Below are 14055 nucleotides of genomic sequence, written 5' to 3'. Positions count from 1 at the left end.
CGTGCAGACGCAGGGACTCACGAACTGGGCTGGCTCGGTCGTCTTCGGCGCGGCCCGGATCCATCAGCCAGACACCATCGACGAGGTACGGCGGTTGGTCGCCGGCGCACCTCGGATCCGGGCCCTGGGCAGCGGGCACTCGTTCAGCCTGATCGCGGACACCACGCACGATCTGATCCGGTTGGACAGCCTGCCGACGGTGCTGCACCTGGACGAGCGGAACCGGACCGTCACTGTCAGCGCGGGGATGCGGTACGCGGAGGTGGCCGCGGAGCTGCATCGGGCGGGATACGCGCTGTCGAACATGGCTTCGTTGCCACACATCTCGGTGGCCGGCTCCTGCGCGACGGGAACACACGGTTCCGGAGACACGCTGCGCTGCCTCGCCGCCGCCGTACGGGGCCTGCAACTGGTGGGCCCAGACGGCGAGCTGCGCGAGCTGCGGCGGGACGAGGACCGGATCTTCGGAGGATGCGTCGTCGCCCTGGGCGCGCTCGGTGTGGTCACGGCGCTGACCCTGGACGTCGAGCCAGCCTTTGAGATGAGCCAGCAGGTGCACGTCGGCGTTCCGCTCGACGAGATCATCGGCGAGCTGGACGCAGTCTTCAGTTCGGCCTACAGCGTCAGCGTCTTCACCACCTGGCACAGCGAGGAGGGCTCGGTCTGGCGTAAGCGCCGCGCCGGATGGGCGGAGTCGGGCTGGAACGGCGGTCGGCACGCCGAGCGGCCGATGCACCCGGTCGACGGAGTCTCGCCGGAGTTCAGCACGGAGCAACTGGATCGGCCGGGCCCGTGGCACGAGCGTCTGCCACATTTCCGCCCGGAGTTCATGCCGGGCTCGGGTGACGAACTGCAGTCAGAGTTCTACGTCCCGCGCGACCACGCCTCGGCTGCGCTGTCCGCGGTGCGTGGTCTCGCCGAGCGGCTGGCGCCGGTCCTGCAGATCGCCGAGATCCGTACGGTACGTGCCGACGACCTGTGGCTCAGCCCGGCTTACCGCCGTGACTCGGTGACGGTGCACTTCACCTGGGTCAGAAACTGGCCTGCGGTGCTCCCGGTCCTCGCCGAGGTGGAGAAGGCGCTGCGACCCTTCGACGCTCGGCCACACTGGGCCAAGCTGACTACCCTGGCCGGGCCCGACATCGTCGCGGGCTACCCGCGCGCCGCCGACTTCGCGGAGCTGATGCGGCACCTTGACTTCGCGGGCAAGTTCCGGAACGCATTTCTAGATGATCTTTTTCTGAATGGCGACGAAATCAGCGTAGCCGCCTCCGAGCCGGTCGAGTCACCGACTTTCGGCTAATCGCCAGAATCGCCAGAATCGCCAGCGTCTGGCGGTAGATTGCAGACAGCACCCCTAATGTCTACAAAGTCGGCTCCGGTCTCATGGTTACAAAATCGGATCGGCGGGTTGGTCACAGCCAGCCAGGGACAGTAGGCTTCATAAAGACATCGACGTTGGTCTTTTCGTTGGCCGCTGCAGAACGACAACGGAGTCGCACTGCCGGACATTTCGAGTACCGGGAGAATCAACCATGTCGCATCGCAACCCCGCACACCTCGTCGACCGTCGACCCACCTCGCCCACCCTGCTACGGATAGCCGCTCTCGGCGCGGCCGCCTGCCTCGCCGTCGGAGCCCTGACCGGCACGCTGGGCACGAATACGGCCACCTCGACCCCATCGACGGTCGCCTCCGACATCGACTGGCCGTGATCACGACCCGACTCGTACCACCACCGGTGTGCCGCTCCACATGGGGCGGCACACCATCGCGTACAGACGTTTCCAGATCATTGTCAGAGATTGCCAAAGTTTGCCAGATCGCTTAGCCTCGGGAACGTGCCCACACAGACCACACCGATGACGATCGGGGGAGTTCCATGGCGTACGCAGTGCCCTCCCAACCGTTGATCACCAAAAGTCGGCCAGGACGCACTCCGGACGACCCACTGCCGCACGGCCTGGCCGCAGCGCTTCCCGGAACGCCGCCGCTCCTGCCCCAGTCGGTCGACGAACACGTCCGCGCCCGCCCCCACGCCACCGCGGTACAGGGCGAGTCCGACAGCCTCAGCTACCGCGCCCTCGACGATTGGGCGGCGGCTCTCGCCGCACGGCTCACCGCCGCAGGCGTCGGCAACCGCGACACCGTCGCCGTGGTGATGGAGCCGTCGGTCGCCATGGTGGCCGCCGTCCTGGCCGTCTGGCGGGCCGGTGCCGCCTATGTGCCGATCGACCCTGCGCAGCCCGACCTACGGGTGGCGGCGGTTCTCGCCGACGCCGCCGTCGCCGCCGTCGTGACCAGCCCGGCCACCGAGCCACGGCTTCGAGCGGCCGGCCGGCCGCTCGTGGTCGCCCACCGTCCGGAGCCGGCCCCACAGCCGGGGCCGGCGGCCGAAGCCACAGCCGACGATCCCGCCTATGTCATCTACACCTCCGGGAGCACCGGCGAGCCCAAGGGTGTGCTCGTCACCCACGGCCAACTGGCCGCATCCACGGCGGCCCGCCGCCTCGTCTACCCGGGGGCGCCAGCCTTCCTGCTCGTCTCGCCGCTGGCCTTCGACTCCTCGATCGCCGGGATCTGGGGAACCCTGAGCGCTGGCGGCCGTCTGGTCGTAGCAGCAGCCGACGAGGTGCGCGACCCGGAGCGTCTGGTCCGCCTGGTGTGTCACCGCCGGGTGACGCACCTGCTCTGCGTCCCGTCGCTGTACGCGGTGCTGCTCGACGCCGCCGACCGTGCCGGCCCGGACGCCCTGCAGTCGTTGGACACCGTCATCACCGCTGGCGAGGCGCTGCCCGAAACTCTCCTGCGCCGCCATTTCGCCACGCACGGCCTCCGGGTGTGCCTGGTCAACGAGTACGGACCGACGGAGGCGACCGTCTGGGCCACGTACCGGCGGTTCACCGGGCCGGCCCCGGTCAGCATCGGCGGTCCGATCCCCGGTGGCCGGGTATATGTGCTGGACGACGACCTGCGCCCGGTCGGCCGTGGCGTCGAGGGCGAGCTGTTCGTAGGCGGTGCCGGCGTCGCTCACGGCTACCTCGGCCAACCAGAGGCAACGGAGAAGGCGTTCCTGCCCGACCCGTTCGACGCGACGCCCGGCGCGCGCATGTACCGGACCGGCGACATGGCGCGCTGGAACGACGAGGGAACGCTCGATTTCCTGGGCCGCCGCGACGATCAGATCAAGATCCGTGGGCACCGGGTGGAACTGGGCGCGGTGGACTCCGCGCTGCGGGCCGTGCCCGTCGTCCGGGACGCTGCGGTCCTGCCCGACGAAACGCGGACCGCGATGGAGGCATTCGTGGTCGCGGATCAAGCGGTGAGCGCGGAGAGCGTACGCCTGGAGTTGTTCCGGCAGGTGCCGGCGGCCATGGTGCCCGCCCGGATCCACGTCGTACCGGAGTTCCCGCTCACCGTCAACGGCAAGGTGGACCGTGAGGCACTACGCCGGTACGCCGCACACCCGACCCCGGCGCCGACGGCTCAGCCCACCCGTGACGGCGCCACCGCCCAGGTCGCCGCGGCATGGGCTGAGGTGCTGAAGGTCGCCGACGTCCCGGTCGACGTCAACTTCTTCGACCTCGGTGGCCACTCACTGACCATGTTCCAGCTGCAGGGCGCGTTGGAGCGGCGCACCGGGACGCGGCCGTCCGTGGTGGCGCTGTTCCGGCATACCACGGTGGCAGCCCAGGCGGAGCTGATCGGACGCGGTGGCACCGATACCGGGCCGGTCGACGACCCGCGTCAGGCGGTCGTGGAGCGCGCCCGAGCGGCGCGGGCCCGGCGGGTGCGGGCATGACGGCCTCCGGCGTGGACCCGCGCATCTGGCTGCAATCCGGCTCCGCCCCGGCGGGCGCACGACGACAACTGATCTGTTTCCCCCACGCCGGTGGCTCGGCGACGATGTTCCGCGACTGGCAGGCCCATCTGCCGGACAGCGTCGTGCACGCCGTCCGCTATCCCGGCCGGGCCGAGCGGATCGACGAGCCAGCGCCGGACGACCTGGTGCAGCTAGCCGCGCGGATCGCCGCAGCGGTACGCCCGCTGGCCGGCAGTCCGCTGGTCTTCTTCGGGCACAGCATGGGCGCGGCCGTGGCGCTGGAAACGGCCCGGCACCTGGAGACCGACGGTGTCCCGGTGGCCCATCTGTTCGCCTCCGGGTCACGCAACGCTCCACTGCCGGAGCCGGAGGAGTTGACGGAGGAGGAGCCCGACGACGACCCGACGACGATCGCACGGCTGATCAGCCTCGGGGGTACGGATCCCGAGGTGGCGGCAGACCCCTTCTTCCAGGAACTCGTACTTCCGTACATCCGCAGCGACGGTCGGATGTTCCACGCCTACGTCCGCGCGTTCCGGGTGGAGCCGCTGCTGCGCTGCCCGGTCACGACGATCGTAGGGCGCGAGGACGTCGACGCGGACTGTCGGCCGTGGCCGGAGCTCACCCGAGGCCCGTTCCACGAGGAGGTCGTCGCGGGCGACCACTTCTACCTGACTTCTGACCCACCGTTCGGCCTGCTCCGGGCCGGTGCCGCAGTGGGCTGAGAGGAGCGCCATGACCATGGTGGGTTCGCCCCTCGGACCGCCGCCGTTCGACCCGCAGCTCGCCGGACCGCTGCGCGACATTCTCGACGGCCTGCCGAGCATGACCGCAGACCAGATCAGCTTCCGGCGGGAGCTGTCGGCGGCCGGCCGGATGTCCGACGAGCAGATCCGTCGGGACGGTGCGTTCGACATCGAGGAGTTGACCGCCGCCGGGCCGCCCGGCGCGCCGGACATCTCCCTGCTGATCTGTCGTCCCACTGCGACGCCCGGTCCGTTCCCCGTCATCTACCACATCCACGGCGGCGGCATGGTGGCCGGTACCAGCCGCAGCCGGGAGCTGGACGGCGACCTCGACCGGGCGCAGGAGCTGGGGTTCGCGGTCGTCGCCGTGGAGTATCGCCTCGCGCCGGAGCATCCGGCGCCGGCCGGGCTGGAGGACTGCTACGCCGGGCTCGTCTGGATTGCCGAGCACGGAGCCGGGCGGTCACTCGACCCCTCCAGGGTTGTGGTCAGCGGCAACAGCGCCGGCGGTGGGCTGGCGGCCGGAGTCGCGCTGCTGGCCCGCGATCGGGGTGGACCGCGCCTGTTCGGTCAGATGCTGCAGTGCCCGATGCTCGACGACCGGTGCGAGACCCCGTCGGGGCGGCAGATGGACGGTGTCGGCCTCTGGGACCGGACCTCCAACCTGACCGGTTGGACCGCGCTGCTCGGTGAGCGCCGAGGCGGCGACGTCTCGCAGTACGTCGCTCCGGCACGGGCCGACGACCTGTCCGGGCTGGCGCCGATGTTTCTCGACGTGGGCTCGGTCGAGGCCCTGCGGGACGAGGCGGTCGACTATGCCAGCCGGGTGTGGCAGGCGGGTGGCCAGGCCGAGCTGCACGTCTGGTCGGGGGCCTTCCACAGTTTCGACGAGTGGGTGCCGGACGCGACCGTCTCGCGCGGGGCCCGGCAAGCCCGGGTGCAGTGGCTGCGTCGGCTGCTCACGGGGTGAAGATGGCCTGCAGAACCACGGCACCAGTGCCGTGAACGCGTACGGCGGGGTGTCCCGCCGTACGCGCCGGGTCATCGTGCGGAAACCACGTTCATCGCCGCGTCGGCCAGAAACTTGGCGGCCCAGTTGGGAAAGGCCAGCGGCTCGAAGCCCCCGGTCAGCGGGAAGGAGCCCGGCAACGCGCCCACCGCGGCCGGTTCCAGCGGCTGGCGCACCTGCAGTTCGGCCAGGCGCGCCAGCACCTGTTCGCAGCGTTTCGCGAGGGCAGCGTCGCCTTCTCGCCGGTGCAGGTCCCACCAGATCGTCACCATCTGGGCATCGCCGGTGAGGCATGCGTAGTCCGCCAGCGGTTCGAACCCGAGGCCGATCTCGCCCGGCAGCAGCGGGTACAACGGGCTGTCCAGTTCGGCGAGGCGGCGCGCGCACCGGTCCGCCGCAGCGCGGGCCTGCTCAGCGAGATCGTCGGCGAGCAGGTCGGCGCAGCGGGACAGCCCACGTAGGGCGTATCCGATGGTGTGGGTCCACGGCGTGTGGCTGGCGGAGAATGCCATGCCGTCGATCCAGCCGTCCGGCCGGACCTGCCGGAGGATCCAGTGCAGCGAGCGGCGGACCGCGGTGAGGACGGCCGGATCGCCGGTGGCCCGCCACAGCTCTGCCAGCGCCCAGGTGACCCGCGCCGAGTACGTGTTCGGGAAGTCGAAGTGGGAGAGCCAGGCACCGTCGGCACGTTGCTGGGTGAGCAGCCATCGGCCGGCGCGTTCGGCAGCCGCCTCGCTGGCGGTGTCTCCAATCGCCAGGAGACCGAAGATGATCTGGCCGACGTCGAAGACAACCGGCGGACCGTCGACGCCCATGCCGCCGGGGAACGCGCCGTCGGCGGACTGCAGCTCGAGCAGCCAGTCGCCGATCTCGCGGGCGCGCACGGCCAGAGCGGGTCGGTCCAGTACGCGCGCCGCGCGCAGCAGGGTCGGCACGAGATAGCCGCTGGTCTCCGGGTAGGGGGCCTGCCAGCCCTGCCGCAGGTCGTAACCTGCCGCGACCCCGCGTCGTCCGGTCGCGTCGTGCGCAGTCTCCACCCAGCTCATCGCGTCGTCGGCGATGCCGAGGATGTCGTTCGTCATGGATTGATTGTCGAGCTCCCCTGTCCACCCTGGCAAGTTTTTGGCACAATCAGGCAAAGGATGCGGTAAAGATTTGGCAAGAAGAAGGGGGAGTCATGACTGAGACACTGCTGCCGTCGCCGACGGTCACCGTGCAACGCATTGCCGGAAACATCGGTGCGGTCATCGGCGGCGTCGACGCCGCAGGCCCGTTGAGCGACGAGGTCGTCGCGCAGGTGCGGCAGGCCCTGCTCGATCACAAGGTGATCTTCCTGCGCGACCAGGAGCTCGACTACGACAGCCAGGTCGCCTTCGTGAAGCGATTCGGCGACCTGACCCTTGGCCACCCGATCTACGACAACGCCGAGGAGCAGCCGCACCTGCGGGCGATGGACTCCTCCCACGGCACCCGGGCCAACCACTGGCACACCGACCTGTCCTTCATCGAACGCCCACCCGCGGCGGCCTTCCTACATGCCAAGGTCATCCCGCCGGTGGGTGGCGACACCATCTGGGCCAACACCGCCACCGCGTACCAGAGCATGCCGGCCGAGCTGCGCGATCTCGCCGACCGGCTGCGGATCGTGCACAGCAACGACTCCGACTTCACCGACGACACCGTCGACTGGCGCGGCGACTACATCTCCAACCGGATCGAGACGGAGCATCCCGCGGTGCGGGTGCACCCGGAGACGGGGGAGCGCGCCCTGCTGCTCGGCGGATTCGCGCGTAGCGTGGTCGGTTACAGCCCGCAGGTCTCCCGCGAGCTGATCCACTCGCTTCAGGAGTACGTGACCAAACCGGAGCAGACAGTGCGGTGGCAGTGGCGCGTCGGCGACCTGGCCATCTGGGACAACCGTGCCACCGAGCACTACGCCGTCTACGACTACGGCACAGCGCACCGTCGGGCGGAACGGCTGACCCTGGTCGGCCCGACGCCGGTAGGTGTCGACGGGCGACCCAGCGTCGTGCTCTGCGGCGACACGACCGCCTACAGCAACGGTGCCTGAGACTACCGCTGGTGAGCCGCTCGGCCGGGACTCCGGCCGAGCGGCTCGTCAGTCTCCGGTCAGAGTGGTGGCCAGCGTCCGCCAGATCTCGGCGGCAAGCTCGACGTTGCGAGCCGACTCCGCCTCCTCGGCGAGCTCCCGCATCCGGTGCACACCGGCCTCCCGGTCGCCCCGGCGGATCTGCAGCCGGACACGCATGGCCTCGAACTTCAGGCGGTCGCGGAAGGAGAGCAGCGACTGCTCGGCTGCGACCCGCTCCGCCATCTCCCACGCCTCGTCCAGGCGGCCCTCCTCCACCGCGAGGTAGACCCAGAGCGTACGGAGCTCCTGCTGATGCAGCTCGGTACCGACCAGGCTGACGACCGTGGCCGCCTCCTGTAGCCTGGCCCGCACCTCGTCCAGCGGCGGCGGGCTCACCTGGAGACCGAGTGAGGCTGCGGCCAACCGTAACCGCATCCACAGCACCAGGTCGACGTGGCTGTCCAACCGGTCGAGAGCGCGTTCCAGCAGCCGCCGGCCCCCGGCGTGATCGCCCTGGCGGGTGCTGACCGTGGCCGCCGCCCAGAGCGCTTCGACGTGCGCCGTGCCCTCCACGTTCTCGGTCAGCTCACACAGCAGCTCGGCGTGTGCCTGCGCGGCCGCCAGCTCCCCTACCTCCGCCTCGATCGCGACGAGGGCCTGCAGGGCACCCGTACGGGCAGCTTGTGATGCCTTTTCGGACAGCTCATGCGCCCGCTGCGCGTACTCCCGCGCCTGCGCGGTGTGGCCGAGCGTGCGGGCGCAGCGGGAGAGGCCAGTGCAGGCGCGGGACCACAGCTCAGGCGACGCCAACGACTCGCTGAGGTCGACCAGCTCCTTGAGCAGGACGTACTCCTCCTGCTGCCGGCCCTCGCCGCGACGGATCTCGGCCAGCAGCCAGAGCGCCTGCCACCGCAGCGCGGGGTCGAGGTCGGGTGTCTCGTGCAGGGCATCGGCCAGCGACTCCGCCAGGTTGGCGTCGTTCGCCGCGGCCACCACCGCAGCCAGGAGCTCGGCGAACGCGGAGTGCCGCGGGGTGCCGACGCCGTCGTCCGGGCTTTCGAAGGCGGAGACCGACACGCCGAGCCGGCGTGCGAGGTTCTCCACTACCCGGTGCGTCGGCGGCCGTGCGCCGGACTCCAGCCGGGACAGATATCCGGTGGACATGACCCCGTCTGCGAGCGCCGCCTGAGACAGGCCACGCTCGGCGCGAAGAGCCCGGAGGCGTTGTCCGAATTCGGGTTGTTCGAGCATGGTCTTCCTTGAGTCGTCAGCTCCATCAACGACGACCTGTCGTGATGGCAAACGTTAACGGCCAGGGGTTGCCCCCAGTGACTGGGGCTCGCCGTGTTTGACCAGCAAGCGGGGCGCCCCCGCTCAACCGGCGGCGGCCCGGACGCCTCCCGGGAGCCTGTCGCGCGCCCGACCCTGCCGGTCGGCGGCGAGGAAGGCCGTGGCAGCCGCGGTCAGGATCGCACAGGCGAAGAAGACGTTGGTGAACCCGAGCCATTCGGCGACCACTCCGGCGGTGGCACCGCCCAGCAGAATGCCGATCTGGAACGAGCTGGTGTAGAGCGAGGAGGCCATACCGACCCGGTTGCCCATCGCGTCCTGCAGGATGGTCACCGGGATGCTCAGCACGATCGCGGTCCAGAGCGCGTTCGGCACCTGCAGCAGCACCAGCGCGAGCTTGGTCTGCACGAACGGGAGCGCGACGAAGAAGATCGTGGCGCAGGCGGTGGCGGCGAGCATGAGGCGCCCCTTGCCTATCCGGTCCGCGTATCGCCCGAGCACCAGGATCACGCCGACCTCCAGCGCCGCGCAGAGCCCGAGCAGCAGTCCGACGAACCCGGCGTTCAGGCCCAGGTCGCGAGTGATGAACAGGGCGACGTTGATCTGATAGATGTTGTTCACCGTCAGCATCAACAGCACGGCCAGGATGAGTAACCACAGCGACCGACCGATGCCGGCGAACGGGTTGCCCCTGGCCTTGTTCTTGGTAACGGTATCGGTCAAATCGGGCAACAGCCAGCGGCACAGCACGCCCGAGGTCATGTAGAGCGCCCCGGTGAGCAGGTACAGCGCGGTGAAGCCCCGCGCGTCGATGAGGAAGAACCCCAGCGGCGGGCCGACGATCCAGCAGGTCGACGTGATCGAGCGCAACACCGAGTTGAGCAGGGTCGGGTTCAGCGAACGGGCGGAGGCGAAGTCCCGGTTGTAGGCGAAGATCTGCGCGAAGCCGGATCCACCGATGGCGAAGAAGACCGCGCCGATGGCGAACAGCACGTAGTAGTCGCGGATCGTCGAATAGGCCAGCGCGCCAGCCGCGGAGAAGAACGGGCAGAGCATCAGCAGGGTGCGCCGGTTACCGGTGCGGTCCGACAGCGCGCCCAGGCTCAGGCCGGCCGCCACCTCCAGCAACCCACGGCCGGTGAAGAAGAGTCCGATCAGCAGCGGGGTGGCCCCGATCGCCGTGGCCAGAAAGAGGCTGGTCGAGGTGTTGACCAACGCGCCGCCGAGGCCGACGAGCGCGGTGTTCACCATGAGGCCGCGCAGCGCGCCGTCGTTGACGAGTTGCGTGAAGCCGGTGCTCTTGCTCGCCACCGCGGTCACCTGGTGCCCGTGGAGGTCAACCTCGCCAGGTACTCAGTGCAGGACGGCAGGCCGCGGTCGCGGATCTCCTGCTCGATCAGGAAGATGTCATGGTCCGGGCGGAGGCGGGTGATCGGGGTGTCGTACTTGGCCGCGAAATAGTGATGGTTGGCCTTCGCGCTGCGGGTGTCCTCCTTGGGGTGCGGACAGTGCACCGCCACCGCGTCCCGGCTCAACAGGAAACGCGCCCCCCCGCGATGAAGGCGGTACGCCAGGTCGACGTCCTCCCCGCCCCATGACCGGTACGCCTCGTCGAACATCCCGACCGCACGGGCCTGCGCCGTGTTCACCGAGACGTTGCAGGTCCAGAAGACCAGCCAGGGCGCCGCCAACTCCCACAGCCGCTCGCCGTACCGGTGGTAGTACCACTCCCGTACGTCGGGCAGGGTGTCGTCCCGTGACAGCCGCTCAATGGTGCCGTCCGGGTCGGCCGGGTCGATCCGATCGGCGGCTGCGCGGATGTCGTCGGCGAAACCCCGTACGTAGCCGATGACGGCGGCCGGGCCGGCTGTGCTCTCATGGGCGGCGCAGTGCGCCGCCAGCGCGCCAGAGCCGAGCACCACCCCCGAGTCGACGAAGACGCTCACTGGGGCGCGTGCGGCCCGCAGACCCAGGTTGCGGGCCTGGGCGACGCGGAAGCCCTCGTCCTCCTGGAAGAAATACCGGATCCGGAGCCGGTCGTGGTAGCCCGCGACCAACGCCTCGGTACCGTCGTTCGAGCCGTCGTCGCAGACGATCACCTCGAAGTCGTCGGCGGACAGGTCCTGCCGGATGAACGAGTCGAGGGTGTGCCGGAGCAGGGTGATCCGGTTGTACGTCGGCACGATGACGGAGCAACGCTGCGGTGTAGTCATCAAATTCGTCCCTCTTCTTATCGTGGCCAGGCGAGCCGGAGATCTCACCCCGACGATCGGGCGCCGGACAAGCCGAGTACGCCGAGCCCGGCAAGTTGGCAACTCCAACGAGCCGCACGCACCCTCACCAACCCAACTTTGCCACAGGTTGCCAAAATTTGCCTAGCTGTGCAGACTAAACGGGTCATCCGCCGACTCACGAGAGGACTTCTCATGACCGACGCCGGCCGTCCCGCGCAGGCACCCGCCGCACCGACCCGGCGGGTGCTCGTCGGCGCCTGCGGGATGGGCAACGGGCACGCCTCGCGCCAGCTGAACCTGGTGCGTCAGCTGCAGGAACGCGGACATCGAGTGGCCCTGGTCACCTTCGGCGACGGGGTCACCGCTCTCAACGACGCCTTCCCCTCCCACGTGCCCATCGCCGAACCCACCCACTTCCCCGGCGGCTGGGTCGCGATGACGCCGACCGGCATCGACATCACCCGCAGCGCCGCCAACGGACGGGAGCTCGACCCGCGGGGCGATGCCTGGAACTTCGCCCTCTGCGAGCAGGTCGCCGAACAGCTTGGCGACGCGCCCGAGGTGGTGCTGACCGATTACGAGCCAGCCAGCGCGCAGATCGCCTACCTGGTGGGTGCTCGCCTGATCACGACCGAGCAGCAGAGCAAGTTCCTGTTGTACCGCACGCCAGACGCCGGCGGCTACACCCGCTGGCACGAGGCGGCCAAGTTGAGGTACTTCTTCCCGGCCGCGGACGACCGGATCGCCTCCTCGTTCTTTCCACTGGAGTGGGAGCGTGACGAGCGGTACGAGGGTCAGGTCATCGAGCCGATCCTGCGCCCGGACGTGTTGTCGATGACGCCCGAGGTCGACGGGACCTCCGTGGTCGTCTACCTGTCGCCGTACGCCGCGATGCGCCAGGAGCCCGCCGAGTTTCTTCGCGTGCTCGCCGGCTTCCCGGAGGTGACGTTCACTGTCTTCAGCAAGACGCCGATCGGTGACGCACCGCAGAACGTGGTCACGTCCCTCTTCGACCGTCCGAAGTTCACCGAGGCACTACGCACCTGCTCAGCGGTGGTCGCCACTGCTGGTCACCAGCTGCTGTCCGAGTGCCTGTACCTACGCAAGCCGGTCCTGGCACTGCCGTTCGACGTCTACGAGCAGCAGTTCAACGCGATGATGCTGGACCACTGCGGGATCGGTGTTCATGGCGGCGGAGAGCTCTCGGTCGACCAGCTACAGCGGTTCCTCGACCAGCGGCCCGCCTTCGCCCAGGCCGCCGACCGGCTCGCCACGCGTCAGTTCACCGGCTCGTCGGCCGATCTCCTGAACCGCTTGGGGTTGTGAGCCGCGTGCCTGCACGCGACGCCCTGGCAGGTGCCGAACCGACTGGGCCGGAGGGGCAAGATTCCTGCCAGCACCTCCGTTAATCAGGGAATCCTGCCTGACAAGTTTGTCAAACTGCGGAGGGAGAGGCACACTTCAGGTCCCACAGCGCTCGAGGTCGGTGCTACCCGGGCCGCTCCAGGACGAGGGTGAGATGCTCGAACAACCGGCATTCGGCGAACACCTGCGGGCCATGCGCGTCAAGCGAGGGCTCTCGCAGGCTGCCCTGGCCGGCGACGGGATGTCCACCGGGTATCTCTCCCGTCTCGAGTCGGGCGCCCGCCGGCCGAACAGCCGGATCGTCGGGTACCTGGCGGAGCGGCTCGGCGTGCCGGTCGCTGAGCTGGCAGCGCCCTCGGTCGGCGGGTCCGGCCCACCGTCCACGCAGACTTCGTCGCTCGTCCAGTTCCTCGCCGAGGCTATCTCCACCTCCGCTGACGACGGGACGACCGAGCAACTCGCCGAGGCGCTGCACGACACCGACAGCTGGGACCCGGCACTGCGCTGGCAGGCGTTGTGGCTGCTGGCCCGCACCTTGAACGGCAAGGGTCGCCACGACGAGGAGCTCACCCTGCTCACCGAGCTGACCCAGCTCAGCGACGAGCTGGGTGCGCCGCAGCTGCGGGCCCGGGCGTACATCCAGCTGTCCCGCTGTATGCGCCTGCTCGGCGACAACGAGTCGGCCCGCAAGCACGCGATGACGGCGTGGCAGGCCGCCGAGGGCCTGTCGGTGGCGGACCGGGCCGGTGCCCTGCACGCACTGGTCTCCGCAGAGGCTGAGCTCGGCCGGCTGACCGAGGCATGGACCCATGCCGACCAGCTCTGCAGACTGACCGAGCAGGCAGCGGGCACGCTGCAGGTCGAGGCGCTGTGGGCGGCGGCCACTGTCCGCATCCGACAGGGCGACTATCGAGCCGCCCAGGATCTGCTCGAGCGTGCGCTGCTCGGGCTCGACGGCCGCCAGGACCTGCTCCGGTGGATCCGGCTACGACTCGCAGCGGCTTCCCTCTATCTCCAGCTCACTCCCGCCCTCACCGAACCCGCGCAGGCGCTGCTGGACGAGGTCACCCCGGTGCTACGGGTGGTCGGCACCGAGCTGCACGCCCAACAGCTGACCGCACTGCGCGCCCACCTCGCCGTCAAGCAGGACCGACTGGACGAGGCTCGAGCGATCTGCGCGCAGATCGACGGGCAGGCGCTGCTGCTGTCGTTCCGGGACCGCATCCGGTTTCAGGCGCTGTGCTGCCGGCTGCGCATCCTCGACGGCGATCACGAGCACGGCGTGCGCACACTGAAGGACCTCGCGCAGCAGGCGCAGGAGGCGCGCAACCCGGAACTCGCAGCAGAGGTCTGGCGCACCATCGCCGAGACGCTGACCCAGGACATCTCCCAAACCACTGCCGGAACGGGTACCCGCTGACCAGGGTTGCCACTCTTGGCAACCGGTGGCAACATGGCAGAGGTTGGCGCTAGCCATGCAGATGTGTCGCCAGCCG

The 14055-nt window shown here is 69.5% G+C and carries 12 protein-coding genes; 8 read left to right on the top strand and 4 right to left on the bottom strand.

Features of this window, described 5'->3' with window-relative positions:
- Position 1 precedes the first annotated feature (1 nt).
- From ACN27J_RS22375 to ACN27J_RS22355, 5 genes are all read left to right on the top strand, one after another.
- A complete protein-coding gene (locus ACN27J_RS22375; protein ID WP_421369230.1) occupies positions 2 to 1303 on the top strand; it encodes an FAD-binding protein in 1302 nt (433 codons plus the stop codon).
- Between the two features lie 232 nt (positions 1304 to 1535).
- Positions 1536 to 1715 carry a hypothetical protein gene (locus tag ACN27J_RS22370; RefSeq protein ID WP_421369229.1) on the top strand — a complete coding sequence of 60 codons (180 nt, stop codon included), beginning with the start codon at positions 1536 to 1538 and terminating at the stop codon, positions 1713 to 1715.
- 167 nt (positions 1716 to 1882) lie between these two features.
- Positions 1883 to 3802: a non-ribosomal peptide synthetase gene (locus ACN27J_RS22365; protein ID WP_421369227.1), complete on the top strand. Its 1920-nt coding sequence runs from the start codon at positions 1883 to 1885 to the stop codon at positions 3800 to 3802.
- Entirely contained in the window at positions 3799 to 4548 is a 750-nt protein-coding gene (locus ACN27J_RS22360) for a thioesterase II family protein (RefSeq protein WP_421369225.1), read from the top strand. The genes ACN27J_RS22365 and ACN27J_RS22360 overlap by 4 nt, the downstream gene beginning before the upstream one ends.
- A 16-nt stretch (positions 4549 to 4564) precedes the next feature.
- The gene (locus tag ACN27J_RS22355) at positions 4565 to 5539 is read left to right on the top strand and encodes an alpha/beta hydrolase (protein ID WP_421369223.1); all 975 of its coding nucleotides are present in this window, start codon (positions 4565 to 4567) and stop codon (positions 5537 to 5539) included.
- A 71-nt stretch (positions 5540 to 5610) separates the two neighbouring features.
- On the opposite strand, the gene ACN27J_RS22350 is transcribed toward ACN27J_RS22355, so the two are convergent.
- Positions 5611 to 6660 carry a hypothetical protein gene (locus ACN27J_RS22350; RefSeq protein WP_421369221.1) on the bottom strand — a complete coding sequence of 350 codons (1050 nt, stop codon included), beginning with the start codon at positions 6658 to 6660 and terminating at the stop codon, positions 5611 to 5613.
- A 95-nt stretch (positions 6661 to 6755) separates the two neighbouring features.
- Here ACN27J_RS22350 and ACN27J_RS22345 point away from each other — a divergent pair, with 95 nt between their 5' ends.
- A complete protein-coding gene (locus tag ACN27J_RS22345) occupies positions 6756 to 7649 on the top strand; it encodes a TauD/TfdA dioxygenase family protein (RefSeq protein ID WP_421369219.1) in 894 nt (297 codons plus the stop codon).
- Positions 7650 to 7697: 48 nt separating this feature from the next.
- Here ACN27J_RS22345 and ACN27J_RS22340 read toward each other — a convergent pair whose 3' ends face one another.
- The 3 genes from ACN27J_RS22340 to ACN27J_RS22330 form a co-directional block, all read right to left on the bottom strand.
- Positions 7698 to 8921, bottom strand: coding sequence for a helix-turn-helix domain-containing protein (locus tag ACN27J_RS22340; RefSeq protein WP_421369217.1), 1224 nt, complete (start codon positions 8919 to 8921; stop codon positions 7698 to 7700).
- Positions 8922 to 9044: 123 nt separating this feature from the next.
- Positions 9045 to 10271: a sugar efflux transporter gene (locus ACN27J_RS22335; RefSeq protein ID WP_416595919.1), complete on the bottom strand. Its 1227-nt coding sequence runs from the start codon at positions 10269 to 10271 to the stop codon at positions 9045 to 9047.
- Between the two features lie 5 nt (positions 10272 to 10276).
- Positions 10277 to 11173, bottom strand: coding sequence for a glycosyltransferase (locus ACN27J_RS22330; RefSeq protein ID WP_421369216.1), 897 nt, complete (start codon positions 11171 to 11173; stop codon positions 10277 to 10279).
- A gap of 213 nt (positions 11174 to 11386) precedes the next feature.
- On the opposite strand from ACN27J_RS22330, the gene ACN27J_RS22325 reads away from it, so the two are divergent.
- Positions 11387 to 12520 carry a glycosyltransferase family protein gene (locus ACN27J_RS22325; protein WP_421369214.1) on the top strand — a complete coding sequence of 378 codons (1134 nt, stop codon included), beginning with the start codon at positions 11387 to 11389 and terminating at the stop codon, positions 12518 to 12520.
- A gap of 193 nt (positions 12521 to 12713) precedes the next feature.
- Positions 12714 to 13979 (top strand): helix-turn-helix domain-containing protein, encoded by a 1266-nt coding sequence (locus ACN27J_RS22320; protein WP_421369213.1) that lies wholly within the window; start codon positions 12714 to 12716, stop codon positions 13977 to 13979.
- Positions 13980 to 14055 lie beyond the last annotated feature (76 nt).

The organism is Solwaraspora sp. WMMB762 (assembly GCF_049179115.1).
In the GTDB taxonomy this organism is placed as follows: Bacteria; Actinomycetota; Actinomycetes; order Mycobacteriales; family Micromonosporaceae; genus Micromonospora_E.
The sequence above is the reverse complement of the archived record's forward strand: the minus strand, read 5'-3'. Positions and strand labels throughout refer to the sequence as shown.

Excerpts from the sequence above, each read along its gene's own strand:
- ACN27J_RS22330 (WP_421369216.1), bottom strand. The coding sequence starts at position 11,173 with ATGACTACACCGCAGCGTTGCTCCGTCATCGTGCCGACGTACAACCGG.
- ACN27J_RS22360 (WP_421369225.1), top strand. The coding sequence starts at position 3,799 with ATGACGGCCTCCGGCGTGGACCCGCGCATCTGGCTGCAATCCGGCTCC.
- ACN27J_RS22370 (WP_421369229.1), top strand. The coding sequence starts at position 1,536 with ATGTCGCATCGCAACCCCGCACACCTCGTCGACCGTCGACCCACCTCG.
- ACN27J_RS22350 (WP_421369221.1), bottom strand. The coding sequence starts at position 6,660 with ATGACGAACGACATCCTCGGCATCGCCGACGACGCGATGAGCTGGGTG.
- ACN27J_RS22365 (WP_421369227.1), top strand. The coding sequence starts at position 1,883 with ATGGCGTACGCAGTGCCCTCCCAACCGTTGATCACCAAAAGTCGGCCA.
- ACN27J_RS22345 (WP_421369219.1), top strand. The coding sequence starts at position 6,756 with ATGACTGAGACACTGCTGCCGTCGCCGACGGTCACCGTGCAACGCATT.
- ACN27J_RS22320 (WP_421369213.1), top strand. The coding sequence starts at position 12,714 with ATGCTCGAACAACCGGCATTCGGCGAACACCTGCGGGCCATGCGCGTC.
- ACN27J_RS22355 (WP_421369223.1), top strand. The coding sequence starts at position 4,565 with ATGGTGGGTTCGCCCCTCGGACCGCCGCCGTTCGACCCGCAGCTCGCC.
- ACN27J_RS22340 (WP_421369217.1), bottom strand. The coding sequence starts at position 8,921 with ATGCTCGAACAACCCGAATTCGGACAACGCCTCCGGGCTCTTCGCGCC.
- ACN27J_RS22325 (WP_421369214.1), top strand. The coding sequence starts at position 11,387 with ATGACCGACGCCGGCCGTCCCGCGCAGGCACCCGCCGCACCGACCCGG.